Source organism: Leptospira biflexa serovar Patoc strain 'Patoc 1 (Paris)' (assembly GCF_000017685.1).
Lineage (GTDB): Bacteria > Spirochaetota > Leptospiria > Leptospirales > Leptospiraceae > Leptospira_A > Leptospira_A biflexa.
Genome location: NC_010602.1, coordinates 2,792,427 through 2,815,584, shown reverse-complemented (window position 1 = coordinate 2,815,584; position 23,158 = coordinate 2,792,427). Strand labels below are relative to the sequence as shown.

Here is a 23,158-nt window from a genome sequence, read left to right as displayed (position 1 = left end):
TTCATTCATACAAGTTGGTTCGAACCAAACCACCGTTACTACGCCTAAGTGCCACATTGAAGATTCCACCGAGATAGTAATTTCCATTTTTAGACATCGAAGTATACACCGCATTATTGATCCCAGCATTCCAAGGAGACATTGAATTTGTGTACGTTTGGTAGACGCCAAAAGCATTGTATTTGGCATCTCCATTTAAGTTAACAAACGATCCACCATAGAACACATTCCCATCAGGATAGGCGGCAACATGGTTTACCATATTTTCTGCTGCTACTGGATTGGGTTGGAGATACGACTGCGTAGTTAAGTCGTAAACAGCCGCGAAATTAACCGTACCAATGCCTGCGATGTTCGAAAAAAATCCACCCAAATAGACTTTGGAATTTGCAAATGCGAGGCTGTATACGAGACCTCCTGGTAAATTAGAAGCAATTGGAATATTCGTTCTGGTTCCATTGAGTTTGTCGACGGCTTGGAAATTTTGGAACCCTCCCACTCCGTTGATTTGAGTAAAACTTCCCCCAATGAAAACAAGATCGTTTACAACTAGGATACTTTCTCCACTGCTCCCAACACCCAAATCTGGGTTCCAATTACTTAAAGAAAGATCACTCAAGTTTAAGGCGAAGACTCCATTCCTCGGTAACCCATCCACATTGGCCAAACTGATCCCACCAACATACACTTTGGACTCATCACTGGTAATGGTTCGGATTTCTGGTGTTCCAGATAAAATGGTATTGATCGAACTCACTTGGTAATGTGGCAAATCCAATGTGACAAAGGAATTTCTACTTTGGCCACCGACGTTCGTAAAGGATCCTCCCACAAAAAGCCGGTTCCCATTCCGATGTACAGCTTTGATCGGAAAATCAAAGTTAGGTGTCCCTTCGATGGGTGCTCCAGTTACTTCATCGATCACTGCAAAATTGTTTCTTGCGACAACATTGACCGAAGGCCGATCAAATGTGACAAAAACGACTCCATTTCCTGCCGATAAAAAACTCGATCCTGGATTATTGATGGTACCTTCAAAATTTGGATTGAAATTTGTCACTGATTCATTTGTTAAATCCAAAGAAGCCATCGAAATTCTAGGATTTGTTTTGACGGTTGTGAAATTTCCACTCAGGTATAAATTATTGTCTATGACTTGCAAGGATGCCACATACGCATCCAAGGCAAAGTTATTGTTGATCAGAGTACCTGTGTTTTGGTTTACGGAAACCAAATAGGATGCGGCAGTTCCACCGTTTATGGTTGTAAACGATCCTCCCAAATAAACTATGTTTTGGTATTGTTGGACTGAATTGATTTGTGCATTGGGATTCGGGTTCCATGAACTGACAGTCCCATCTGGGTAAACAGAGATCGCATAATTACCAGTAGGTGTTGTGAAATCACCCACAGCATAGATGACGGGACTCCCTGAGATATCGGTTCCGTAATATAAGTCAAGGCAAGTTCCTGTCGTGATGGTGGGATTAAAAGAACTCAAAATAGAACCAGAATCAAAAGATAGTTTTGCTAACCCTCGTTTGGTGTTTCCTCCAATTTGGCTGAATTCCCCACAAACATAGAGTGCACTTCCATCGGTTTCTAAATCAAAGACCGTCAAATCGGCGTTTTGAACATCAAAGGAAGTATCAATATTCCCTGTAAAACGGTTCAAACGAACTAAGTACCTTTGACTCGTATCTCCCCAAGAGGTAAAATTTCCACCAACATAGAGGTGGTCGCCTCTGAGTAATAAAGAATACACAAGTCGCGTATTGTCCTTGGGGACATTAAACACTCGATCCAATTGGCAACCTGGTAAGATATGAGCGACAGAGAATCGTTCCTCCCCTTGGACCGCAAAGAATTCACCACCTATGTAAAATCCACCACCTCCATCTGGTATGGCAATGTAAGCGCTACCTACAATTTTTAAAAAAGGGCAATAACGACTCGGAACCACTTTTCCATCTGCGGTTTGTAAATAAGCGGCACTCCCCGTAGAAGGACCTAACAGTTGAAAGTTGCCTCCAATGATGATTTGGTCATTATAACTTGTCATGGCATTGACCCCAATATCGCCAGACGGGGCTTTGAACACCCCCCAAAGTTCTTGGAAATCAAAAGAAGGGAGACAAGAAGGGGATCTGTCTCCTGTCGCAAAACGAATGAGTGATCCATACAGGAAACCATCCGTTTTTACATCACAACTGTTCGATAGTTCTGCCGGTTTGCATTGGTAAAGCAGACCGAAAAACAAGAAGTAGGTTAAGACAGTCGATCGTATCGTACCCATAGGGTGAATCTTAACAAATCAATTAAAAAATGTAAAGTGGTTTGTCATTATTTTTCCACTTCACTTCTGTCTAACGAACAGATGGTTTGGATTTCCCTAATCTTAGTTAGTTTCCTTTTCGTATTTTATTGGTTATGGCCCAAAAACGAACAGGTTATCAGAGATCAAAATCCAAAACAGTACAAATTGTACGAAACTCCATCAAAATCCCAAACGGAAACTTCAGTAGAAGCGGTAGTCTACTTTGAAGCAGGGAGTTCTCGTTTGGGTAAAAAAGAAAATTTCACTCTAAAACGTTTGTTAACGGTTGAATCTTTCCATACGTTAGATTCTGTCCTCCTGATTGGCTCGGCGGATACAACGGGAAATATGGCAAGGAATCGAAAATTGGTGAAAGAGAGGATCCGCACCATTCAAAACTATTTGACATCCATTGGTGTGTCAGAGGAAAAAATATCTTCCGTCTGCCTAGAACCCGTCCGAGGAATGTCGGCCAAAGAAAGAGAAAGGGTTCGGTCGGTACAAATCAAACTGACTCTGCTAGGATAGACGTGACAAATCCGATTGGTTTGGAATTTTGTAAACTTGAGATGATCCGAACTGAAATCCAAATTCGATTTAATGATATGGACCCGATGCGACGAGTCAATAACGCCAGTTATTCGGCATATTTAGAGTTGGCACGACTTGATTTTTGTAATCGGTATTTAACTGTAGAATCCTTGGAAGACATTCCTTTTGTGATGGCACGAGTAGAGATGGATTTGATCGCGTCTGTTTTGCCAGGAGATCCCATTTACATCCACACTTGGGTTTCCAAAATTGGAACCAGTTCTTGGGAATTTTCATACGAAATCAAAAACCAAAAAACAGATGTTTTGTATGTCAAAGCCAAAACAGTGCAGGTGTATTTTGACTACCGTGCGAAAACCAAATTACCAATACCGAAGGATTTCCGAGTTTGTTTGGAAAAGGAAATGGGATGAATCTAAAACAATTCTTTCGAATCAAAATGTTTCCATTCCCAATGGTAAGCTGATTTATCTCCAAATTGGATGCATTCGTCTAACCAATTGGATTCGATCTCTGGTTGTAGTGTGGCATAGGTTTCCGAAATGGTACCGATAAGATCTTTGTATTCAGGTAGGATTTCGGGTAAGAAGGGATCGGTTTCTCGGTTTAAGAGGCGGACAATCGATTGTAAGAGCGCATAATAAATTCCTTTCCTGAGGAGATCAGGGATGTCTCTCGGGATTGGCACGAGTGCTTCCAGTTTTTGGAAATGGGGAATCAGTTTTGGAACTTGGACCAACAAATGGCTTGGCAATTGGCTTTGGATTCTTGTAAGGTAAACTTCATTCTCTTTCTCCGCCATGACAATGCCTCCCTTCCCAAACCAAGTTCAAATCAAATCCCTCTGTACAAAAGTAGGATTTTCCTTAGTTGGGTTTACCAAAGCAGAAATACCAAAAAAAGACCTCTCGTATTTAGAGACTTGGATTGCAGAAAAGAAGTATGGGAATATGGACTGGTTTGCCAAAGACCATGCCATTGCCATTCGCAATCGATTTGAGAATTTGGGATTTACCCCACGATCTGCGATTTGTTTGGGGTTTGTGTATCGATCGGAAAAGGCGGAACGTTTGGTTTCCCAAATGGATCGTAAGGTTTCTCGTTATGCCTTAGGCACCGACTACCATATCCTCCTCCGAAAGAAAGGAAACCAAATTCTAAAGGAACTGCGAAGTCTCTATCCCGAATCTCATTTCCGCCAATCAGTGGATAGTTTGCCCATTGCTGAAAAAATTCTCACTAGGGAATCGGGTGTGGTATGGCAAGGCAAACACACGAACCTCATCCATCCCAAATTAGGATCCTATTTTTTTCTCTCCGTGATCCTCACCGATTTAGAGTTAGGTGAATCACCTCCCGAGGAAAGAACCACTGACCATTGTGGGAGTTGCCGGCGCTGTTTGGATGTTTGTCCCACAAATGCTTTGGAGCCATATCAGCTGGATGCATCTAAATGTATTTCTTACCTTACGATCGAAGACAGAAATGCAACTGAAGTCACAGATCAGTTTTTAAAATGGGATCGGAGGTCTTGGGTCTATGGATGTGATTTATGCCAGGAAGTTTGTCCCTGGAATGAAGGGATCGCCAAACGAAACCAGGTGGAAACGAGTGAACCTGGATTTTTGCCACGGGAATTTTGGAACGATCCCTCTTTCCCATCCAAAGAGTTTTTATCGGAAGCGGAATTTAAGGAATACTTTGAGAATTCTCCCATCGAACGGATCGGTGTCTCCATTTGGAACCGAAACCAAGTGACAAAAAAAAATTCTTAGAATTGATTTCGTAAGGCTACAGTCGCTTCTTTTGGGTTTTTAGCTGAACAAATCGCACTGACAACGGCAATCATATCGGCCCCCGCGCCAATCACATCCTTTGCATTGGAAATGTTGATGCCACCTATGGCCACAACGGGAATGTCTGTTTTTTCTTTTAGCCAGCGAACGCCTGCTAGTCCTAGTGCTTCTTTGGTATTGGTTTTAGTGGGTGTATCAAACACAGGGGATACTGCCAAATACTCCAATTGAGGATTTGGATCTTCTTTTGTCAGTGTGGCAAAGTCTTCTTTTGTTTCAATGGAGAGTCCAATGATGGCGTCCTTTCCGAGGATCCGCCTTGCTTCTAACCAAGGAAGGTCTGTTTGCCCTAGGTGGACCCCATCGGCACCTGATGCCAAACACAGATCCACTCGGTCATTGATGAGGAGGGGGACTTGGAAGGGGCTTAGGATGAATTTTAGGTGGATGGCAAGTTCTAAAAATTCACGAGAGGTGGAATCCTTTTCCCTGAGTTGGACAAGGGAAACTCCACCAGAAGCGGCCATTTGCACCACTTCTTCCAGTTTATGGTGGAGGCAAAGGGGTCTATCTGTGACAAGATACACCCCTTGGATTTTATTTTGCATTTAACTTTTGTTTAATGGTATCTGCATTCAGTTCATACAGGGCATCAAGGAATGCCACTTGGAAACTGCCAGGACTTGCCGTTTTGGATTTTGCCATTTCGCCTGCAATTCCCATGACCGCCATGGCAGAGGTGGCCGCACGGAACTGGTCTTTTTGCACAGCGGCAAAGGCACCACAAAGTGCAGAGGCAGTGCAACCGAGTCCTGTGACCTTTGTCATTAAGGCATCTCCATTGGAGATTTGGGCCATGTCCGTACCTTTTAAGATAAAATCAGTGGCTCCACTGATCACAACCACTCCACCAGTGACCTTGGATAAGGATTTGCCAGTCTCCACTGCTGATTCAGAAGAGTCCGTTGCATCCACTCCCTTGGTTTTCCCAGAGGAAGAGAGTGTGGATAGGATTTCAGAAGCATTTCCACGGACAATGGTCGGGTTCCCCGCATCTAAGATCCTACGGATTGCCGCATTACGAATGTTACTTGCACCAGCTCCCACTGGGTCAAGAACCAATGGTTTACCTAAGGAAACTGCCTTTTTTGCGGCTTTTTCCATACTTTGGATCCATGGTTCCGAAAGGGTTCCAATATTGATGACAGTTGCCGAACAGATTGTCACCATTTCTTCCACTTCTTCGATGGCATGTGCCATAATGGGTGAGGCACCAATGGCAAGAAGGGCGTTGGCAGTGTTATTCATCACTACGTAATTCGTAATATTATGAACTAGTGGTGATTTGGAACGAACAAGTTCTAAATCTTCGATGGTATTTTTTAAAATGTGTTGAGACATACGGAGGTTTCCTAGGAAAACCTAGGCAATCTTCGTTATCGCGTCTTCCACTTTTTTGATTAAATCCGATTCCGACCAAGTTTTGTTTAAAAAACTATGGAGGTCCACTTCCCCTTTCAATTGGTTGAGGGAATGTTCATCGATATGACCGGAAATAATGATTTTTTTGATGTCGGGGTAGGTTTTGTGTACTTCACGTAAAAACTCATCACCACGTTGGTTCGGCATAAGCCAATCCGAAATGATGATGAGGATATGAATGCCTTCTTCGGCTAATTCTTCAATGATCGACCATGCCTCTTCTGTGTTTTGGGCGGTTTCATAACGATACTCGTTCCCAAAATGTTTTTTTAACTGAGATTTCAAACTCATCAGAATGATTTGTTCGTCATCGACGAAGAGGATGGCACGACTCACAGGATTACTTTCCGTCGTTCGGGCATTCGATCAATTTGTCATGACCAGGGCAGGAACGTTTTTCCTTTCCAGGGCAAATGGCAAACATCGATGTTGTGAACAATAATACGCTGAGTAGAGTAACAGTAATCTTCATGTGATAACCTCTTTTCAAATTAGACGATAGATACTTTGCGAAGGCAAGAACCTTTTCTTCAAACTTTTGTTAGAATTTCATACCCTTTGTCTGTGACAAGGATGGTGTGTTCGAATTGAGCCGATAATTTTCCATCTTTGGTGCGGACCGTCCATTTATCGGAACGATCAAAATTGACTTCCCAAGTACCCAAATTGACCATTGGTTCCACGGTAAAGATCATTCCTGGTTCGATTTTGGCTAATTTCCGTGGCGAACGAAAATGGGGGACTTGTGGTTCTTCATGGAAATTTCGACCCACGCCGTGGCCCATTAGGTCTCGGACGATCCCATACCCAAGTGGGGTTAGGAAATCATCAATGGCGTTACCGATATCATCGATGCGGTTGCCCGGTTTGATTTGTTCAATCCCAATCCACATGGCTTTTTCGGTGTCAAAGACGAGTTTTTCTGCTTCGGGAGTGGTTTTTCCACCGACGATGAAGGTTTTGGACGTATCTCCAATGTAACCATCTACAATGGGAGAGACATCTAAATTGACGATGTCACCATCTGCCAGCACGTCTTCTTTTTTCGGGATTCCATGGCAGACCACTTGGTTGATGGAGGTGCAAATGGATTTTGGGAATCCTTTGTAACCGAGTGGGGCTGAGCGGTGGCCGTTTTTTTTGGTATAGGCCTCTGCAATGTCGTTCAGTTCCAAAGTGGAAACACCAGATTTCACAAAGGGTTCCAGATAAACGAGGAGTTCGGCGGCAAATTTGCCCGCCTTTCTCATCTTTTCAATTTCTGATTTGTTTTTGATATAGATCACGGATTAGAAATCAGTCGACCGAACCGTTGTTCTTTTGTTGGCAGAAGTTCTTTCGAGAGCTTTGTCGATCAAACGGTAAATTTCTTCGTTGATACCGTCGATGGCATCCCCTGAAGTCATAAATCCCTTACTTTTGATGTACGCTTTCACTTTGGAAGTGACAATAAGGGAATCTTTCGACGTTGTTTCTGTTTGTTCTTCGGACATGGATACCTCGGTTATTTCTTTCTAACTCCGAGGATGGTATCCACGAGGGATTTTTCAATATTTAATTTTTCGCTAATTGCCTCAGAAGACCACTGGTAGTTGTCATGGAGGCTCTGGATGGTGGCTCTTTTTCGCTCGACCAAGGGATTTCCCGAATTTTTGCGGTCTGTTTTGGGTGTTGCTGAAGGATTTTGCATCGCGCCCTGGACAATGTCCAAAAATTGAGAGAGTTTTTCGAAGGTTTCGTCTGCTTCGCCGAGGAGGGATTCCAAATCGTCCTTTGTGTCCCGAGTGGAATCTTTGAGGTCTTCCAAACGTTTTTGCAGAGTGAGGATTTGGCGATGGCGGTCGGAAAGGTCGCCGAGGAGTTCTTCAATTTTGTCAAACTTACGTTCGACAGAATCAATTTGTGCTTCGCGTTCTACGAGGAAGGAAGTGCGGTTTTCTGCTTGGCGGATGGTTTCTGTGAGTTCCTTCTCTCTTGCTTCTACCACATCGATTTCACGATCGAGGATGTCGAGGCGGGCTTGCAGTTCCCGTGCATTGTGTTTTTGGCCTTCTAGGTTTTCCACCAAATGGAAAACGGAATCTTGGGATTCTTGGAGGGAAGCCAAAAAGGATTCAATTTTTGCCTGTTCTTTCGTAAGGTTGGAAACTCGTGATTCGATAGAAGTTACTTCTGTTAGGCTTTGTTCAAATCCTTCCATGGTTTCCGAAACATGGACTAGGTTTGAGGCAAGGATTTGGATTTGTTTGTCAATGTCTTCTGATTGGAACTGCGCTTCTTTTAACGCTTCCAATTCATTTGCAATTTGCGAACGCATTTCACTGAACTCAGAAATTGCCGATTGGACAAGTTCCAAATCAGGTTTTCCTTTTTCCAAGGATCGGAGTGCTTCCGATATTTCTTCGACTGCTCTGTTTGATTCGTCTGCAATCTGTTTGGCGGATGCAAATAGGTCAGAGTGTTCCTTCACAGTTTCCAGTTCACTCGAAAGTGTTAGGATTTCTTCTTTGAGTGATTCTAACTCATTTTGAAAACCAGATAAAGTTTCTTCTTTGGTTTCGTTCAGTGACTCCAAACCATTTTGGATTTCAAATTTGAGATCATGGAAACGGTTCAAACTGTCTTTTAGGAAATCTTGGCTTTCTTTTGCGATTTCTTTGAAGGATTTTTCATAATCCCTTTGGTAGGTTTCAATTTGTTTTTTGGATTCGTCTTTGGAACGTTTGATACTTTCTTCTAAGTTGCGACGAACCGTATTTAGGTGGTTTGAGATTTTTTCTTCTAATTGACCAAGTTGGACATTCCCTTTGTCGAGAAGTTTGGTCAACTGGTGAGAGATTTTCGAATCAATGGTTTCATTGAGTCTGTCCATTTTCTCTTCTTGTAGGTTAAAGAAAGATTCACCCGATTCTTCCAAGTGTTTGAGGATCCGTTCGACTTCACTGCGTGCCAGTTTTGCTTCGTCTTCCAATCGAGAGATACTCTCTTTTGTTTTGGTTTCGGCAACTGATTCCAAATTGGTTTTTGCTTTTTGGAATTGGTTTTGGAATTCACCGAGAAGGTCAGCGCCTTCCACATGGATTTCTTTGAGACGGTCTTGGAGTTTTTCGATGCTATAGTTTTGGTCGTCTCGCATTTTGCCCAGTTCGTCTTCCCATTTGCTCACAAATTGTTCCAAGTTCGCATTGGCGATGCGGATCTTTTCTGTGACAATTTCTTCCGATTCTTTGGCTTTTTCTTCTGCAGTTTCTAAAATTTCGTGAGCGGATTCCCGAAGCGCTGACTTCAATTCTTCTACGTATTCATCCACATCTTTGGTTTGCGCCGTGATGGTTTCGTTTAGTTCCTTCACTTGGGACTGGATGGAACCTAAGTCTGATTCCATATCCTGTTTTTGGATTTTGAAATCCGAATGCATTCTCTCTTCTAATTCTTTTTTCAGTTCAAAAAGAGAAGATTTGATGACCATTTCTTGGCCAGAACGAACCGTTTCGAGTTCTCGGTCAAATTCCTTTAACTCTTGTAAGGCGCTCTTTTTTAGAGTGTTTGCTTCTTCCCTCAGTTCCTCAGAGATACGGTGGAATTCTTCTGAGAAGGCTTCGATTTCACGAATGAGTTCTTGTTTGCGGATGTCGGCTTGGCGGAGCAGTTTGTTTTCTGCTTCTAGGTATTTTTCTTGGAATTGGATGATGGTTTGGTTGATGCCATCCGCTTGCCTTCTCGTTTCATTGATGATGTCATCCCGTTTGGAAAGTGTTTCCAAAGAGAGGTCTTCAATTTCTCGTTTGATCGCGTCTGTTTCTTGGTTCAGACCCTTCATAAAGGAATCTTTGGTGTGGCTCACTTGTTCCACGATGGATTCAAATCGTTCTTGGATTTTTTTCTCAAGTAAGGAAACTTTTTCTTCCACTTTGGAAGAAGCCCTTTGGTATTTTTCTTCCAACCTTTCGTCAAACTTGTCTACTTTATCGGAGAGAAGGGAAGAGGTGTCTTCAAACTTTGTTAGGCGGACATCCAAATCCCCTTGAGCGTACTTCATGGATTCGAGAAGTAAATCCATTTCTTTTCTTGCGTGATCGAGTCGGCCCGCTGTTTCGTTCACCATCACATCCGCATGGGTTAATAATTTTTCTCTGGCGGTTTCTGCAATTTTGGAAAGGGAATTGTCTAGGAAATCAGATTTGGTTTCGAGTAGGCTTTCGAGTTCCACCATCTTTTGGGCAACGGATTGCAAAATTTCATCACTTCGTAAGTTCAATTTGTTTTGGAAGGTATCGAGCATCGAAATGGATTCATTATGGAGTGATTCCATGTCTTCGGATACTTCGCGTAACTCACGTTTGTGGGAATTGATCTGAGAAAGTCCATCTTCCATGTATTGTTTTTCACGGCGGACTTGGTTACTCAAATCTTGGATTTGTTCCATTTCTCCTGAGAGAGAAGAGAGGTAATCTTTGCTGGCTCTGATTTTTTCAAAGAGGTCTCTGGATTCAGAACTTAAAGATTGGATGTCTTCTGCTACTTTACGCGATTGTTTGACAAGGATGTCGAGATCAATCCCTGCATCTTTTACCATTTGGATCTTTTGCAGGGCGACACCTTGCATTTCTTCCGTGAGTTTGGAGGCATATCGTTTCAATTGGGACAGTTTGGTATTGGATTTGTCCAAACGACGGAGTCCGATGGTCACGGCTACACTCGCCAAAAAAGGCAATAAAAAGACTTCTAATCCCATTTTCTCAAAGATCCAATAATAGTATTATGTCGCATGAAGATGGTTGAAGGAAACCAAGCCGAGATTTTTTTCGCAAGCCTTTTTTAATTTAGCGAGAATTCACCGATTTGGCGCCAAAAACGGGCGAAAATTTTGGCTTCTTCCGCTTCCAAATGGGCCAGTCTCTCGTTTGCATTTGGATCCAGGCGGAACATTTCGGCACTCATCTCCGACAAATGGCCTTCTTCTTCTAGGATGAGGTTGGTTAGGCGGATGGGGGAGTCGGATTTGTCCAAAATTTCATCGTACGCATTGTAAATGACCATGGCTCTTTTTTCGATGACAGTGGTTGTGTACAGATAGGCAAGGTAGGTGAAGGTTTTTTCCTCTGGGAAAACGGATCGAAGGTTCTTTCGGACTAAGGTGTCGAGTTTTGCGAAATAAATTCTTGCGGCCGTCCCACGTACCAGAGAGGAATTTTGGTACCCTGATCGAAACTCAGGTTGGATGGTTCGTGCTGCTTTTTTAAAAAAGAGGGCATGTCTTGCTTCTTCAGTGGCATGGCGTAAAATCATTTCTGAAGTTTCTTCGTTCGATTGGGTGAGAAGGATTTTCCTGGAACCAATGTGTTCGAGTAAGGAGAGGGTATTTAGCCAAAGGGCATGGTTTGTTTGGTTTGCAACGATTGCTTTTAAAACTTGTGGGATAGAATCATTCGAAGTGAGAGTCGGAGTGCCCATACATCCAAGTTGGAAAACCAAGGATTCTCTGCTAGCCTTTCTTTATGGGAATGTTCAGTTGCGCGATGGTTTCTCCGTCTTCGTGGTAGATGCGAAACTGGTCTGTGGGTAGGCCTTCCCCTTTGAGAAGGATGATGCATAAGGCAATCCCAATGCCTTCTCCTTCCGAGTTGTCTCCTCTTTCGATGTAATATTCCATGATGTCGTTGTAGTTTTGTGCATGCAACATGGAGTTTCTGATTTTTTGCATCTCACCGCGAACTAACATCGAATTGTTGCGAATATCAAATTTGATTTGAGTGTCACTATGTTCGATTTTGATGCGGACATATAAATTTTTTTCGCGAGCAAGTGGTTCAAAGGTATTCCCCCTTCCCGAAAGGATGAGGCTTTTATACATTCTGACACCTAATTCGTAGTCGGCGGGAGATTGGATGTCCAATTGGTTTTCTTGGAAAAACAATCGTTTGAAATTGGCCTTAAATCCGTTTAGGATTAAATCTTTGACGATGGTAAAAAGAATCGCGGATAGATTTGTGATTTTGTATTTCAGAGTCAAAACATCGAGAATTTGGACTAGGTTTTCATCCAAATTTTTGGAGGCACCATAAACAAGTATTTCTAATGGACTTTTTTTTTCTAACCAAGCCTCAATCTCTGATCTTTGTAACGGTTCCATTTAGAAAATATATTGGCTCGGGAAAAGTGCATTGGATTTAGATTTTTCATCCACAAGCATCGATTCTAATTCTTTTCTTAGACGTTCTGTCATTGTATCAAGCGTTTTCTTTTTATCTTCCTTATACGAACCAAGATAGTCATTGATCTTAAATGGTTCTCCAAGCCTAACAATGGCTTTTTGAGGTCTTTGTTTGGTTTCTCCGAAGATTTCATTTTCATACCGATATAAAAATTCATACAATCGTTCGGGGCTTGGTAGTTCTTTGATGTAGGCAGTTTGGATGGAGATAAAATCATACGCCTTTGTGGCAGCATTTCTTGCCCACCTTGCCATTTCCAAACTTGGTAGTTCTCCATTGGGATCAGGAATTCCAACCGAAACCATTTCGAGTACACTGAGTATCCTTCGCAGTTTTTCGATGGCATTGGCATCGCCGTCCCATTTGGGGATGTTTGCTTTTCTTGCAATATTATCTAACATCGCATGGCGCATCCGACCCAAACGGTAATCAAAATCATCGGCCCTGTTTTCAGGAACAGGGACACCATATTCTTTTTCTTCTCGTTCCATCATACGTTTCCCAACAGATAAAAATCGATGTACGATGTCTTTTCCTGTTTTGGAAATTCCGAGTCGTTCTTCCATTCTTGTTAGGCTTTGGTCCATGTCTTTTTGCATAGACAACATGGAACTTGTCATCCGGTATTTGATAAAGGTTGGCAAAACCCAGATCGTGGCATTTGGATCTTTTTTTTGAGCATCTTCCAATCCCCAAATCCCAAGTTGGGCCACACCTGGTTGGAAGGGAAGGAGGGTATCATTCATCCCACTGGTTGGTTCTCCCTCGGGGAAGAGAGCAAGTTTCCCTTCTGGGTTTGCTAAGATTGTACGAGAAGCTTTGAGAGACTCTCTATCAGGAGCACCTGCTAACACTGAATAAGCGCCAATAGACTGGATGAAGTCTCCTACAAATCCATACCCCCATTCAAAAACCTCTCGTGCTGCCATATAATGAAAACGTGAACCCATCATGTTTGCCACATGGTAGGCAATCCCAGGTTCTTTGGTTGTTGGATGATTGGAAATATAGAGCAGACGTTCTTTTTGAAAGGATTTTAATGTTTTTTCGTCATTTTTAGAGATTTCAATCGAATCGATATTATGGATCAATTTATTGAGGAGAGGCAGTGTCAGATCTGTAAACCAAAGAGCAGGGAGATTGAACTTTGCAGGAATAAAGGATTTGATTGACATAGGACGAATGCTGACAGCTTAATCAAAGGAAGCAAGTACGATTTAACATGGCACTTATAGAAGAACTCAACCAACAAGGCAATTTTCTCTTCCGATGGCGCTCCTACATTCCAGGAGTCATTTTGTTCCTATCCTTACTGTATTTACCCTACGTTCCTTATTTCCAAGGGAACTATATGTCCAATTTGTATTGGCTTACTGGTGCATTTGTAGTTAGTTTAGCGGGACTTTTTGTCAGATGTTTCACCATCGGATACACTCCTAAAAATACTTCCGGTCGCAATACCAAACAACAAGTCGCTGACGTGGTCAACCAATCTGGGATTTATTCACTTGTTCGCCACCCTTTGTATGTGGGAAACTTTTTGATGTATCTCGGACCCGTATTCATATTACGTGATTTTGCTTTCGCATTGGTCTACATCATGTTCTTTTATCTATATTATGAAAGGATTATATTCGCAGAAGAGTATTTCCTTCGTGGTAAGTTCAAAGATGCCTATTTGAAGTGGGCAGACAAAACTCCTGCATTTATCCCACGTTTGTCGGGATATGCGAGACCAAATTTGGATTTTTCCTTTCGTAATATTTGGAAACGAGAATACCCAAGTTTATTTGGAATCATTGTTGTTTTCACCGTTTTTGATCTCATCCAAATTTATTACCAAGAACCAAACCTCCGCAATGTTGACATCACAGGGATTTGGAAACCGTTCCATACTTGGTTTTTTGGGTTTGGTTTGGTTTTTTATATTGTCACAAGGATCATCGTAAAGACCACCAAACTATTAGAAGTCGAAGGTCGTTAATTTCCTATGAGCCGTTTGTCCAATGGTTGGAAGGTGCCTGAGTCCCTCTCTGATAAAAAGGAACTTTTGGATTCTTACCAAAAAACCGTGAATAGTATGGAGAGCGAAAATCCGCTCACCATCTTTCGCGAACATATGGACAACGGCCTACTTTTCAAAGCTGGTTTACAAGATGCGATGAACCAACTCACAACCTTTGCCAATCTTTATATGAGTATCATCGAGTTAAAAGAAGAGATCAGTAAACAAACAAAAGGTGATTCGAATTAAGATACACTTGAAGGTTTAAGGAATGGACATTCAATCCCTATATGAAGGAAAAACAACCTTCGGTAAACTTTCCAAGGAATCAAAATCGTATTTATATCCCATTCACAAATACATACAAGACGAGTTTCCAAATGGGAATCCGAGTATTGTTACCTCCCAAATTCCATACCTTCAATTGCAGAATTCGATGTTTCAGATCCGTAATCGGATTTACCAAGATCAATCGATTCCAAAGTTCCTCTATCCCATCTTAGAAGAATGGAATGTCGATCCAAACGATGTGTATGTGGATTTGTTACGCCTAAGGTGTGTTCCGAATGGATTTCACAATTTGGAAGGAACTGAGTCGGTTCAGTTCCTCCACCGTGATCCATGGTATGCCAATCCTGAAAATCAAATCAATATATGGATACCGATCACAAAAGTAGAGTTAGGTTCTGGATTTTCCTTGTATCCATCTTATTTTTTGAACCCAGTGGAAAATAATTCCCATTTGTTTGACTATGAGCATTGGAACGAAACGGGTGGGTTCCAAACGAGTTCGAACCATCCTAAGATTTCAGAAAAAATTTTCCCAAAACCTTCTGTATCTATATTGGATCCAAATCCTCTTTTGGTCTCGGGAGATTTTGGTGATTATTTTATGTTTGCATCTCACCACTTACACGGAACCAGTGATAACACACAAGGGTATTCCCGGTTCAGTTTGGAAGTTCGGTTTGTCATCGGTGAACATATCAAACGCCATTTTGGTCCGAAAAATATCGATAATGGTTCGAAGGGGACCACTTTGTATGAAATGAAACAACTCATCACTGGCGAAATTATGCCATCGGATCTGATCCAATCGTACGTAAAAGAGTCTGCTCTTTCGTAAATGCCACAGGGTTCATGGGCCCCTCTTTGATTTGATTCACATAGTCGATTGCCAGTCTCTCTCTTTCCATAAAATTACCTTTGACCCAAAAAAAATCTCTTTTTGCTTCTTCCATCGCTTCTAAAAATCGAGTTTTCATTCCCTCACGTTCCTCACCTAAGTCTCGTAATTTGTCCTTTTCCCAAGGGATGTCGATGTCTAAAAATAAAGAAGTATCATATTGTAAACCAAGCGCCCGTTCGGTGAGCCATGGGATTTCTCTTTGATAATACCGTTCTAAGTACACCTTGGTAGTGAGTAGGTCTGTGTCTAAAAATAAAATTCCATGAGAAGATTTGGCGGCCTCCACTTCGGAAAGTAGGTGTCCTTTCGCGATTGGTAAAAAATCGGATTCAGCCATTGGTGTTGACTTTTTTTCTAAATAGTCTCTCGCATATTCTGGAATCCAATTGGTTTGAAAATGATCTGCGAGTTTTTTGGCCAGTGTGGTTTTGCCAACAGACTCACTTCCTGTGAGAACAATCCTTTTTACAAAATAGGGTCGGATTGGTTCTGGGATCCATTCAAAGAATTGAATGGGTTTTTCTCTGATTTGTGTGCCAGAGATCGGGACTACTTTTCGATCAATGTCAATGGGGATGTGTTGACACCCGAGAACAGATGCTAATTGGTCGCCATAGAGTTCTGAAGTGAATACAATATCAATTTGTTGATTGGTATGGGAATTGATCGTTTGTTTCCAAATTTGCCAAAAATTTGGATGTTCTTCTGGGTATTGCGGATTTTCATCTTTGACCCAAACGATTTCTATATTTGGATTTGGTAGAAGTTCCAACATCCATTCATAACGAAGATTACCTGGAATGAGTTCCTTTTCTAATGAACACATAAGGACTGTTAATACATCGCATTTTTTTTTGGCTTCCTTTATCAAATGGAGGTGGCCTTTGTGTGGTGGATAAAATTTTCCAAGGATGAGACCATGGATCATATCGTTTCCTCATTTCGATAGGAATTGATAAACGCGATTTTTTTTTTGCCATCTAACGGGAAGTTGTTAGACAGCTTTACTTGGGATCTAGGTCCAAAAAGGGACTCTAGTTCCTTTTGGATGGATATTGTTTCTTTTTCCCAGATTGTTACGTCTTCCCAAATCGTTTTTTCTAAAGAGAGGCGGCATTCCCATTCATCCCTCGAGAGTTGTTCCACTTGGAATTGGAAGATGTATGGATTTTTTCTGAGTATCCTTGCGACATCTATGGGATTCACGGTTTCACCATTTGTTTTTTGGAAGTACACTGGCTTTCTGCCAGATAACAGGCGTAAACGTGGAAAGTGGTCTCCGCAGAGGCATGGTCCATATTGGATCTCACCAAAGTCACCTGTTCTGTAACAAAGGAGAGGCAAATACGGATTCCTTCCACCCGTCACTACAATCTCACCGACATTTCCAGAAGGGACTGATGTTCGAGTATCTTTCGAGATTACTTCCAGATACAAATCATGCGGGAGAAGGTGCATCCATTCTGGATCTAAAGGGCAAGAATAGGCAATGGGTCCTGTTTCGTTTAACGAATAAAAGTTGATGATAGGGCATTGGAAGTATTCGCTGAGTTTATTTCGTAGTGCGGGTGTTAGTTCCAGAGCAGTGGAATGGATGGCTTCTGGGTGGTATTTGATTCCCATTTTCATTGCTGATTCAAACGCGTATGGGTCCCCCGTTAAAATTTGAGGGGAACACTCAGATAAAAACATCTGTAAGTCTGATTCTTTTTTCCAAGAATTGCGATGGATGTTGATTTTGGCAAATTTGGCTCCACCAGCCAAACTATGGCAAGTTGCATATTCGATAGTTTTTTCTTGGTAACAGAGTTGGATGGCAAAAGTGGATTTTGGTGAATGGATGGGTTTCACTCCAAATCGTTTCACACTATATTCTATGAGAGGCACATAACATCCAATCGCCTTGGGATGGTTTGGTGCAAGGATGGGTTTTCCCGTTGTCCCAGAAGTGGGATTGATCACCATTTGGGATAAATCCATATTGTTTGGGATGATTTTTGTTATATTAGATTGTAAGTCGTCACGAGTCATTTGAGGGATGGATTCAAAATCATTGACTAGATTCAGTCCATTCAAACTTTCACTAAAGTGTGTCGACAGGTGCCTGTAGGTTTCCAAAAACGATACGATTGAAGCTTTTGTTTGGTAGACGCCTTGTTTTTTGGCATCTAACAATTGTTTTTGAAATGTTTGGACAAATTGGAATTCGTTTTCTCCGATTCGGTCTCCAATCCTTACATTCCATTTGGGCGCGAATGGGGATTGGACCATTTTGTTTAGTTCCGTTTCCCATTCCTCTTGGAAAAGAGGTGTTGTTTCGACATCTAAGTTTTTATTCACGGTTGTATTTAGAGGCAGCCTCTTCCTCTTCTTTTTGTTTCATTTGACGGAGGATTTCTTTGGCTCTTTCTTGGGCTTTTTTTGTTTCTTCTAGGATTCGAGTTCGTTCTCTTGAATCGATAGATCGAAAGCGGTCATTAAAATATTCTTTCGTTTCTCCTTGCGGAAGAAGGTTTAAGGTTTGGAATACGTTTCTCACTAGTTCCTCTGCTCGTTCTGAATCTGTTGTCCATGAATCAAATTTTGGAACAAGATCAGATAATATTGGTAAGGTGTTTGTAAGGTAATTCAAAAGTGTTTCTTTTGGAAATTCCGGGATTTGTGATTCTTTGTCAAAAAATAGATTAGCTAATATCACATGAATTGCTTTCAGATTGAGATTGGTGATGGAATCAAACGATTTTGAGAAGGGGAAAAAATTTCGTTCTTTGGTTCTAGAAAATAACACATCAAACCAAAGGGCATCTAAGGAGAGTGAACCCAAATCCACCTGGTGGAAAGGGGTATTGAGGACGAGTTTAACGTAATGCCTGATTTCTAACATAATTCCTTTCCACAAAATCTTTGCTAAATTTGATTAAGTCAGTCCAAGTTTGGATGGGGTAGATCTCCCAACCTGATTGTTGTAATTCAATCACCACTGGATTTTTGTTTGGTTGGTAGAGTTGTAACACCATCGATCCTCCACCATTCGCCTTTTCTAACGCATTTTTTACGATGGCTCGCGGGTCGCGTGGATAGCTTTGAGTGAACATAGTGTCAATGCCATCATCGGAGATCACAAGTATGTGTCGTTTTCGTTTGGGTTCAACTTTGTATTGATCTTCCAAAAGTTCTAAAGGAAAACATGTCCCTCCACCAAAGTAACCCGTGAGCACTTTTAAGATTTCTTTTTCATTTTTAATAAAACCATCGGTCACTAAAAATTCTTTTTCTCCTGACCATAAGGTCACTCGAACAGAACTTCCTGTTTTTAATGCCGATAAAGCAATGATGGCCCCTGCTAAAGTTAGATAGGATAAATCGTTTTGTGGATTTGGCATGGAGCCAGAACAATCAACAAACAAGTCTAAGTCGATTGGATTTACTTTGATTTCATTCGAAGTAGTTTCACCATACACATCTTCTACGGTTGTGTAACCTGGGATGATGATGGGACTTTTGATTGTCGATTCCATCCAATTGATTTTTTCAATTGGTGATCCAGGGTCCCATAAATCATTCCCTTCTAAAATTTCCTCTTTTGCGCCTGGAGTCTTTCGTTCAGGGAAAGGAACAAGATAGGGCAATGCTTTGTCTTTGTAATACCGATAAGTGATTTCTGAGATGTCTGCTTCGATTCCCATACTTTTGCAGATGGTGGAATATTCTGCTGGTGTGAGTGCTTTTTTGGAACCAGTGATGCCATCCATTGGAAATAATTCAGAAGAGATTTCCACTTCCGTGATCCCAGATGGTGGAGTCATCCCTTTGCCTGCATCAATTGTATCCATAAGGATTTTGATGGAGTTGGAATTGATTTGGTTATTTTCTCCAAAAAAATAGGGGAAACAAATGCTTGCAAAATCAAACATCCCTTTTGCCCAATCATTTGGAAAATTTCGAATCATCCGCGAAACAAGAGCTGCATCAGATTGGATTTGGTCACATAACGAACCTTCGGTGAGTGTGGAAGAAGGAAGAGCCCATAATAATTCATAGGTTCTCATATAAAAATTCCAAAATGGATCTTTTTGTTTGCCCAATTTTTGATATACTTCTTCCATTCGTAAATGGTTCTGTTTTTTAAGATGGTCATTGATAAACAAATCTTCGTAGATATTGACTATCATTGATGTTAGGTGGTTTAATCTAGGCATCGCTAGATTTGTAATATAAATCAATTTTGCTTGGTCTGCCAAATCCCCAGGACAATATACATGGTGGCCTATCTCATGGCCTAAAATCTCTAACGCATAATCTTCGAGTTGGTAGGATTTGATTTGTTTGACGGATAAAAGGACGCGGTGGTCTTTTAGACGAATGGCTGCAAAGGACGCGGTCAAACCTTCCTCTTTCTCTTCATATTCTGAGAACAAAAATTTTGCCGGAGTGAGTTTTACATAATCACTCCAAAGTTTGAGTGCCTCATTCCATTTTGATTCCCAAACCTTGACAAAATCCACTTAGGTTCTCCCAACATAAAACAAATACAATTGGTAGGAATTTTTTAACGTCACAATCGTATAAGAATCCATTTCAAATGTTGAAACTACATGGCTTGTATCTATTTTTTGTTCTAAAATTTGTTTCCAAAAGGTAGATGGTTTTGAACTCACTTTTGTTGGGGATTGTGGTTTTTCGATCGGATAAAGGCTTGTTCCATACTCATCCACAAAAATTTGGAACCAAGATTCTCCAGACAAAACCAAAATATTCTCAAAATCCAAATAAAGAACTGGAATTCCTAAAAAATTGCCACCAAACAAAGTGTAACCGGGAATAGTGCGGAAATGGAAGTTAGGTTTTGATATTTGATTTCTATTCAATGGAAGAAAAGGAAAATCCATGGAGGATTCATCGATTCCAAACAGATTTTGGATTTCTGATTTTAATGATTGGTTCAGGTGATGGAAATTTGTTTTTAAACTTTGTCTATATTCTGGTTTCCCACTCGCCCAATATAGTAAACCTAATACGAGTTTGACTTCTTCAATGGTTTGGATTTTGGGAACCACTGAATGGAGTCGATTGAGAAAAACTTGTTTTTGGTTTGTTTCTACTTTCGAGAAAACATTGGTAAAGAGGGATAAAAATAAAATTGGATCTTTTTTTGCTTCAGGTTGAATTTCAGAAACAATTTGGAAAAACTTCGATGTAGATTGATCCAATGGAAGTATTACATGTTTGGAGATCAGTATGACTAAGGTTTCAAATAAGGAAACAATCGTTTCTTCATCGAATGAAACTTTTTGTTTTGTAAGTATGGAATCAAAAAACGGAGCCAATTGATGGTTTAAATCTTCCTCAGGGAACTGAGGGTTTGTTCGTTTTATGGAATGGACAAAGTGATTACAAACTTCTTTGTGTTTGAGTAAAATGGATTTCCAGAGAATGGAACTCATACATTTGATTCCACCCATTTTAAGTAATTCGTATATCGTTGGTGTAAGTATTTTAAGTTTAACAAATCGTCAAACATGTGACCATATAACTTACGTTGTTTGGAAATTAATTCAATTTCTTTTTCGATTTCTACAAGGCGTAGTTTTGTTTCCTTTGCCGATAATCCTTCCAACCCAGATTCAAATTTTTCTGATAATTGAGCGATGGTGTCGTTTTTATCCAGACCCAACCTTTCGTATTCACTTAAGGAGAGAGTGAATAGTTTTCGAATCCAACTCACACGATCACTTCTGTATATTTGATTTTCCGCTTCTTCAAAGAACGGGGAATCAATGTTTTGCACTAGTTTATCATGCAAAACAAAAGGTAAAACATGGCTTAAGTCATCGAGTGTTACTTCATTGAGTCCTCGAAAGAATGCGAGGGCTTTTGCATAATTGATGCAGGTAAAAATAGCGCGAACACTCAATCCATTTTTTGTTTGGGTACCAATGTCTTTGATTTTATCTTTGCCTGTTTCCAAAGAGGACAACCGACTAAAATCGGCGACACTCAGTTTGGCGGTATCTTTTGTTTTGTATTCTAATTGTTCGCCTGCATACTCCATAAACTCAAATTGAGAGGCAAAAAATTCCATCCGACGACGAAGACCACTTGGGAATTGAACTTGTTTGATACGTTCACTCATAACCTTCATCTCTTCTTCCGAAAAAATAATTTCTTTAGGTACAAGTGATTCAGGTTTGTATCCTTCTTCGACCCTTTGGATCAAATCTTTTATGAAACGTGTGTTAAAGTGAGGTGCTTTGACAACCACATCAATCCGATCCCGAAGCGCTTCGATGACTTGGTAAGTTCCACCTCCGGCATCATCATTGGCAGTTAAATACCATGCGGCCTCTGGGCATTCAAAAATTTGGTCATAAATTTCTGCATAATTATCACCCATAATGGTAAGAAGTGCCGACTGTGTCCTTGTGGGAATCCGATTGTATTCATCGATGATTTTTACTTGCATGCCAAGCCATTTGCGCCAAGCAATTTTAATTTCGTCCATAGACTTGGCCTGCATCATATCACTTGGTAGCGGATTACCGAGTAAGTCAGTGATTGTCATTTGAGGTTGACCATGTTGGATGGAGCGTTTGATTTCTTTGATGGAATAACCTGCAAGGATACCCATTAAAATTGCAGATGCTGTTTTTCCTCGTCCAGGACCTCCCACTAACAAACATTTTCCTTTGACGATGAGAGATAACAACGGAAGTAAAACAAAACTCGAATAACTTTGAGCAGATGGGAGTGTGATGGTTGATTTAGAATCCCCAATTGTAAATTTCAGTGGAGGTGTGTCATTGTATTCAATGTCATAAAATGGATTGATGATCGCAAAATTAGTAATCCAAAAATATGCTTTCCTTAACTTTTCATCCATATCATTGATTTGGTTCGAATTTTTTGTTAAGGGGAGAGGGCCATCTTCTAAAATATTGGAAATATCAAATTTTTTCTCCTTCCCTTTGTTTGGTGGTAAAGTGGGAGAGGAAGAAAGTTTATTCGGAAAATTTGTCATAAAACTTCCTTTAATGTTACATCCGCAATACAACCAGTTTCTGTTTCTATTTTGAACTCAGGTGTCAGGATAAAAATATTGTTTGGGTATTCGTTTTCTTTTTGGAATTTAGGGAGTTGGTTCAGCGGGATGGAAATTTGTTTTTTCCCAATTTCCTTGGATTGGAAAATAAAAACCATTTGATCCTTAGGCATCCTAAGTTCTTTGTCCACATTGATGCTTTCGCGTAGTAAAAAACGGAGACGAAACGGAGGTAATGTTTCCCCTGGACAGGATTCAATGACAAGTGATTCAAATTTTCTGGGTTGGAATCCGTTTCCATCCCACACATGGGAGAGTTGCATTTCCAAGAAAAAATCAAAATCCACTTGTGAGATTCGAATCTTTCTCCAAACTGTGGAAGGATTTTTGTCTAATAAATGCGAAAGCCCAGTGGATGCCGTTGCATCTTCAATGCGAAATGGTGGATTTTCTTTGTAACTTTCGATTTTTTTGTTCGTTCCGGAAAATAAGAAGTAGTTTCCAAACAAAATAAAAACTAGGGCAAAGAAAATCGGTAATACAATCACAGGTCTCATAGAAAG

25 protein-coding genes are annotated in these 23,158 nt (G+C 40.9%); 6 read left to right on the top strand and 19 right to left on the bottom strand.

Annotated features, from left to right (window positions below):
* Position 1: 1 nt before the first annotated feature.
* Positions 2-2,296, bottom strand: coding sequence for a hypothetical protein (locus LEPBI_RS13375; RefSeq protein WP_012389658.1), 2,295 nt, complete (start codon positions 2,294-2,296; stop codon positions 2-4).
* Positions 2,297-2,377: 81 nt separating this feature from the next.
* On the opposite strand from LEPBI_RS13375, the gene LEPBI_RS13370 reads away from it, so the two are divergent.
* Positions 2,378-2,845 carry an OmpA family protein gene (locus LEPBI_RS13370; RefSeq protein ID WP_226992789.1) on the top strand — a complete coding sequence of 156 codons (468 nt, stop codon included), beginning with the start codon at positions 2,378-2,380 and terminating at the stop codon, positions 2,843-2,845.
* 41 nt (positions 2,846-2,886) lie between these two features.
* Complete coding sequence (locus tag LEPBI_RS13365) at positions 2,887-3,282, top strand: acyl-CoA thioesterase (protein WP_012389656.1); 396 nt, start codon at positions 2,887-2,889, stop codon at positions 3,280-3,282.
* A gap of 2 nt (positions 3,283-3,284) precedes the next feature.
* On the opposite strand, the gene LEPBI_RS13360 is transcribed toward LEPBI_RS13365, so the two are convergent.
* Complete coding sequence (locus tag LEPBI_RS13360; protein ID WP_012389655.1) at positions 3,285-3,671, bottom strand: LIC_11502 family protein; 387 nt, start codon at positions 3,669-3,671, stop codon at positions 3,285-3,287.
* On the opposite strand from LEPBI_RS13360, the gene queG reads away from it, so the two are divergent.
* Entirely contained in the window at positions 3,670-4,644 is a 975-nt protein-coding gene (gene queG, locus LEPBI_RS13355; RefSeq protein ID WP_012389654.1) for a tRNA epoxyqueuosine(34) reductase QueG, read from the top strand. The two genes, LEPBI_RS13360 and queG, sit on opposite strands and share 2 nt — an antisense overlap.
* On the opposite strand, the gene thiE is transcribed toward queG, so the two are convergent.
* From thiE to LEPBI_RS13310, 10 genes are all read right to left on the bottom strand, one after another.
* On the bottom strand, positions 4,641-5,273 hold the full coding sequence (gene thiE / locus LEPBI_RS13350) for a thiamine phosphate synthase (RefSeq protein ID WP_012389653.1): 633 nt from the start codon (positions 5,271-5,273) through the stop codon (positions 4,641-4,643). The genes queG and thiE overlap by 4 nt on opposite strands.
* Positions 5,263-6,066 carry a hydroxyethylthiazole kinase gene (gene thiM, locus LEPBI_RS13345; RefSeq protein ID WP_012389652.1) on the bottom strand — a complete coding sequence of 268 codons (804 nt, stop codon included), beginning with the start codon at positions 6,064-6,066 and terminating at the stop codon, positions 5,263-5,265. Before thiM ends, thiE begins: the two co-directional genes overlap by 11 nt.
* 21 nt (positions 6,067-6,087) lie before the next feature.
* Positions 6,088-6,483: a response regulator gene (locus LEPBI_RS13340; protein WP_012389651.1), complete on the bottom strand. Its 396-nt coding sequence runs from the start codon at positions 6,481-6,483 to the stop codon at positions 6,088-6,090.
* A gap of 4 nt (positions 6,484-6,487) precedes the next feature.
* Positions 6,488-6,619 carry a hypothetical protein gene (locus LEPBI_RS19330; protein WP_012389650.1) on the bottom strand — a complete coding sequence of 44 codons (132 nt, stop codon included), beginning with the start codon at positions 6,617-6,619 and terminating at the stop codon, positions 6,488-6,490.
* A 58-nt stretch (positions 6,620-6,677) separates the two neighbouring features.
* Positions 6,678-7,433, bottom strand: coding sequence for a type I methionyl aminopeptidase (gene map / locus LEPBI_RS13335; protein WP_012389649.1), 756 nt, complete (start codon positions 7,431-7,433; stop codon positions 6,678-6,680).
* 3 nt (positions 7,434-7,436) lie between these two features.
* Positions 7,437-7,640: a hypothetical protein gene (locus LEPBI_RS13330; RefSeq protein WP_012389648.1), complete on the bottom strand. Its 204-nt coding sequence runs from the start codon at positions 7,638-7,640 to the stop codon at positions 7,437-7,439.
* Positions 7,641-7,651: 11 nt separating this feature from the next.
* Entirely contained in the window at positions 7,652-10,882 is a 3,231-nt protein-coding gene (locus LEPBI_RS13325) for a SpiroCoCo family coiled-coil protein (RefSeq protein ID WP_012389647.1), read from the bottom strand.
* An 83-nt stretch (positions 10,883-10,965) separates the two neighbouring features.
* Positions 10,966-11,601, bottom strand: a complete 636-nt coding sequence (locus tag LEPBI_RS13320; protein ID WP_041770045.1) for a rubrerythrin — start codon at positions 11,599-11,601, stop codon at positions 10,966-10,968.
* A 31-nt stretch (positions 11,602-11,632) separates the two neighbouring features.
* Positions 11,633-12,280 (bottom strand): hypothetical protein, encoded by a 648-nt coding sequence (locus LEPBI_RS13315; protein WP_012389645.1) that lies wholly within the window; start codon positions 12,278-12,280, stop codon positions 11,633-11,635.
* The gene (locus LEPBI_RS13310) at positions 12,281-13,537 is read right to left on the bottom strand and encodes a 1-acyl-sn-glycerol-3-phosphate acyltransferase (protein WP_012389644.1); all 1,257 of its coding nucleotides are present in this window, start codon (positions 13,535-13,537) and stop codon (positions 12,281-12,283) included. It abuts the gene before it with no gap.
* A gap of 47 nt (positions 13,538-13,584) precedes the next feature.
* Between LEPBI_RS13310 and lmtA the strand changes: the two genes are divergently transcribed.
* Genes lmtA through LEPBI_RS13295 form a run of 3 tightly spaced genes read left to right on the top strand, consistent with a single transcriptional unit; the run spans position 13,585 to position 15,493 of the window.
* Positions 13,585-14,346 carry a lipid A Kdo2 1-phosphate O-methyltransferase gene (lmtA, locus tag LEPBI_RS13305; RefSeq protein ID WP_012389643.1) on the top strand — a complete coding sequence of 254 codons (762 nt, stop codon included), beginning with the start codon at positions 13,585-13,587 and terminating at the stop codon, positions 14,344-14,346.
* Between the two features lie 6 nt (positions 14,347-14,352).
* On the top strand, positions 14,353-14,616 hold the full coding sequence (locus tag LEPBI_RS13300) for a hypothetical protein (RefSeq protein ID WP_012389642.1): 264 nt from the start codon (positions 14,353-14,355) through the stop codon (positions 14,614-14,616).
* A 22-nt stretch (positions 14,617-14,638) separates the two neighbouring features.
* Complete coding sequence (locus LEPBI_RS13295; RefSeq protein ID WP_012389641.1) at positions 14,639-15,493, top strand: hypothetical protein; 855 nt, start codon at positions 14,639-14,641, stop codon at positions 15,491-15,493.
* Here the strand turns inward: LEPBI_RS13295 and LEPBI_RS13290 are convergent.
* Genes LEPBI_RS13290 through LEPBI_RS13260 form a run of 7 tightly spaced genes read right to left on the bottom strand, consistent with a single transcriptional unit; the run spans position 15,441 to position 23,152 of the window.
* Positions 15,441-16,484 carry an AAA family ATPase gene (locus tag LEPBI_RS13290; protein ID WP_012389640.1) on the bottom strand — a complete coding sequence of 348 codons (1,044 nt, stop codon included), beginning with the start codon at positions 16,482-16,484 and terminating at the stop codon, positions 15,441-15,443. The two genes, LEPBI_RS13295 and LEPBI_RS13290, sit on opposite strands and share 53 nt — an antisense overlap.
* Positions 16,481-17,896 (bottom strand): phenylacetate--CoA ligase family protein, encoded by a 1,416-nt coding sequence (locus LEPBI_RS13285; RefSeq protein WP_012389639.1) that lies wholly within the window; start codon positions 17,894-17,896, stop codon positions 16,481-16,483. Before LEPBI_RS13285 ends, LEPBI_RS13290 begins: the two co-directional genes overlap by 4 nt.
* On the bottom strand, positions 17,889-18,440 hold the full coding sequence (locus tag LEPBI_RS13280; RefSeq protein ID WP_012476390.1) for a hypothetical protein: 552 nt from the start codon (positions 18,438-18,440) through the stop codon (positions 17,889-17,891). The genes LEPBI_RS13285 and LEPBI_RS13280 overlap by 8 nt, the downstream gene beginning before the upstream one ends.
* Positions 18,415-20,061 (bottom strand): vWA domain-containing protein, encoded by a 1,647-nt coding sequence (locus LEPBI_RS13275; protein WP_012389637.1) that lies wholly within the window; start codon positions 20,059-20,061, stop codon positions 18,415-18,417. Before LEPBI_RS13275 ends, LEPBI_RS13280 begins: the two co-directional genes overlap by 26 nt.
* Positions 20,062-21,000 (bottom strand): hypothetical protein, encoded by a 939-nt coding sequence (locus LEPBI_RS13270; protein WP_012389636.1) that lies wholly within the window; start codon positions 20,998-21,000, stop codon positions 20,062-20,064. It lies immediately after the preceding gene.
* Positions 20,997-22,574, bottom strand: coding sequence for an AAA family ATPase (locus tag LEPBI_RS13265; RefSeq protein ID WP_012389635.1), 1,578 nt, complete (start codon positions 22,572-22,574; stop codon positions 20,997-20,999). The genes LEPBI_RS13270 and LEPBI_RS13265 overlap by 4 nt, the downstream gene beginning before the upstream one ends.
* Complete coding sequence (locus LEPBI_RS13260; protein ID WP_012389634.1) at positions 22,571-23,152, bottom strand: hypothetical protein; 582 nt, start codon at positions 23,150-23,152, stop codon at positions 22,571-22,573. Before LEPBI_RS13260 ends, LEPBI_RS13265 begins: the two co-directional genes overlap by 4 nt.
* Positions 23,153-23,158: the final 6 nt, after the last annotated feature.

What these genes read in the sequence shown, in the direction of transcription:
- LEPBI_RS13375 (WP_012389658.1), bottom strand. Translation starts at nt 2,296, where the DNA reads ATGGGTACGATACGATCGACTGTCTTAACCTACTTCTTGTTTTTCGGT.
- LEPBI_RS13370 (WP_226992789.1), top strand. Translation starts at nt 2,378, where the DNA reads ATGGTTTGGATTTCCCTAATCTTAGTTAGTTTCCTTTTCGTATTTTAT.
- LEPBI_RS13365 (WP_012389656.1), top strand. Translation starts at nt 2,887, where the DNA reads ATGATCCGAACTGAAATCCAAATTCGATTTAATGATATGGACCCGATG.
- queG (WP_012389654.1), top strand. Translation starts at nt 3,670, where the DNA reads ATGACAATGCCTCCCTTCCCAAACCAAGTTCAAATCAAATCCCTCTGT.
- LEPBI_RS13360 (WP_012389655.1), bottom strand. Translation starts at nt 3,671, where the DNA reads ATGGCGGAGAAAGAGAATGAAGTTTACCTTACAAGAATCCAAAGCCAA.
- thiE (WP_012389653.1), bottom strand. Translation starts at nt 5,273, where the DNA reads ATGCAAAATAAAATCCAAGGGGTGTATCTTGTCACAGATAGACCCCTT.
- thiM (WP_012389652.1), bottom strand. Translation starts at nt 6,066, where the DNA reads ATGTCTCAACACATTTTAAAAAATACCATCGAAGATTTAGAACTTGTT.
- LEPBI_RS19330 (WP_012389650.1), bottom strand. Translation starts at nt 6,619, where the DNA reads ATGAAGATTACTGTTACTCTACTCAGCGTATTATTGTTCACAACATCG.
- LEPBI_RS13330 (WP_012389648.1), bottom strand. Translation starts at nt 7,640, where the DNA reads ATGTCCGAAGAACAAACAGAAACAACGTCGAAAGATTCCCTTATTGTC.
- LEPBI_RS13325 (WP_012389647.1), bottom strand. Translation starts at nt 10,882, where the DNA reads ATGGGATTAGAAGTCTTTTTATTGCCTTTTTTGGCGAGTGTAGCCGTG.
- LEPBI_RS13320 (WP_041770045.1), bottom strand. Translation starts at nt 11,601, where the DNA reads ATGGGCACTCCGACTCTCACTTCGAATGATTCTATCCCACAAGTTTTA.
- LEPBI_RS13315 (WP_012389645.1), bottom strand. Translation starts at nt 12,280, where the DNA reads ATGGAACCGTTACAAAGATCAGAGATTGAGGCTTGGTTAGAAAAAAAA.
- LEPBI_RS13310 (WP_012389644.1), bottom strand. Translation starts at nt 13,537, where the DNA reads ATGTCAATCAAATCCTTTATTCCTGCAAAGTTCAATCTCCCTGCTCTT.
- lmtA (WP_012389643.1), top strand. Translation starts at nt 13,585, where the DNA reads ATGGCACTTATAGAAGAACTCAACCAACAAGGCAATTTTCTCTTCCGA.
- LEPBI_RS13300 (WP_012389642.1), top strand. Translation starts at nt 14,353, where the DNA reads ATGAGCCGTTTGTCCAATGGTTGGAAGGTGCCTGAGTCCCTCTCTGAT.
- LEPBI_RS13295 (WP_012389641.1), top strand. Translation starts at nt 14,639, where the DNA reads ATGGACATTCAATCCCTATATGAAGGAAAAACAACCTTCGGTAAACTT.
- LEPBI_RS13290 (WP_012389640.1), bottom strand. Translation starts at nt 16,484, where the DNA reads ATGATCCATGGTCTCATCCTTGGAAAATTTTATCCACCACACAAAGGC.
- LEPBI_RS13280 (WP_012476390.1), bottom strand. Translation starts at nt 18,440, where the DNA reads ATGTTAGAAATCAGGCATTACGTTAAACTCGTCCTCAATACCCCTTTC.
- LEPBI_RS13270 (WP_012389636.1), bottom strand. Translation starts at nt 21,000, where the DNA reads ATGAGTTCCATTCTCTGGAAATCCATTTTACTCAAACACAAAGAAGTT.
- LEPBI_RS13265 (WP_012389635.1), bottom strand. Translation starts at nt 22,574, where the DNA reads ATGACAAATTTTCCGAATAAACTTTCTTCCTCTCCCACTTTACCACCA.
- LEPBI_RS13260 (WP_012389634.1), bottom strand. Translation starts at nt 23,152, where the DNA reads ATGAGACCTGTGATTGTATTACCGATTTTCTTTGCCCTAGTTTTTATT.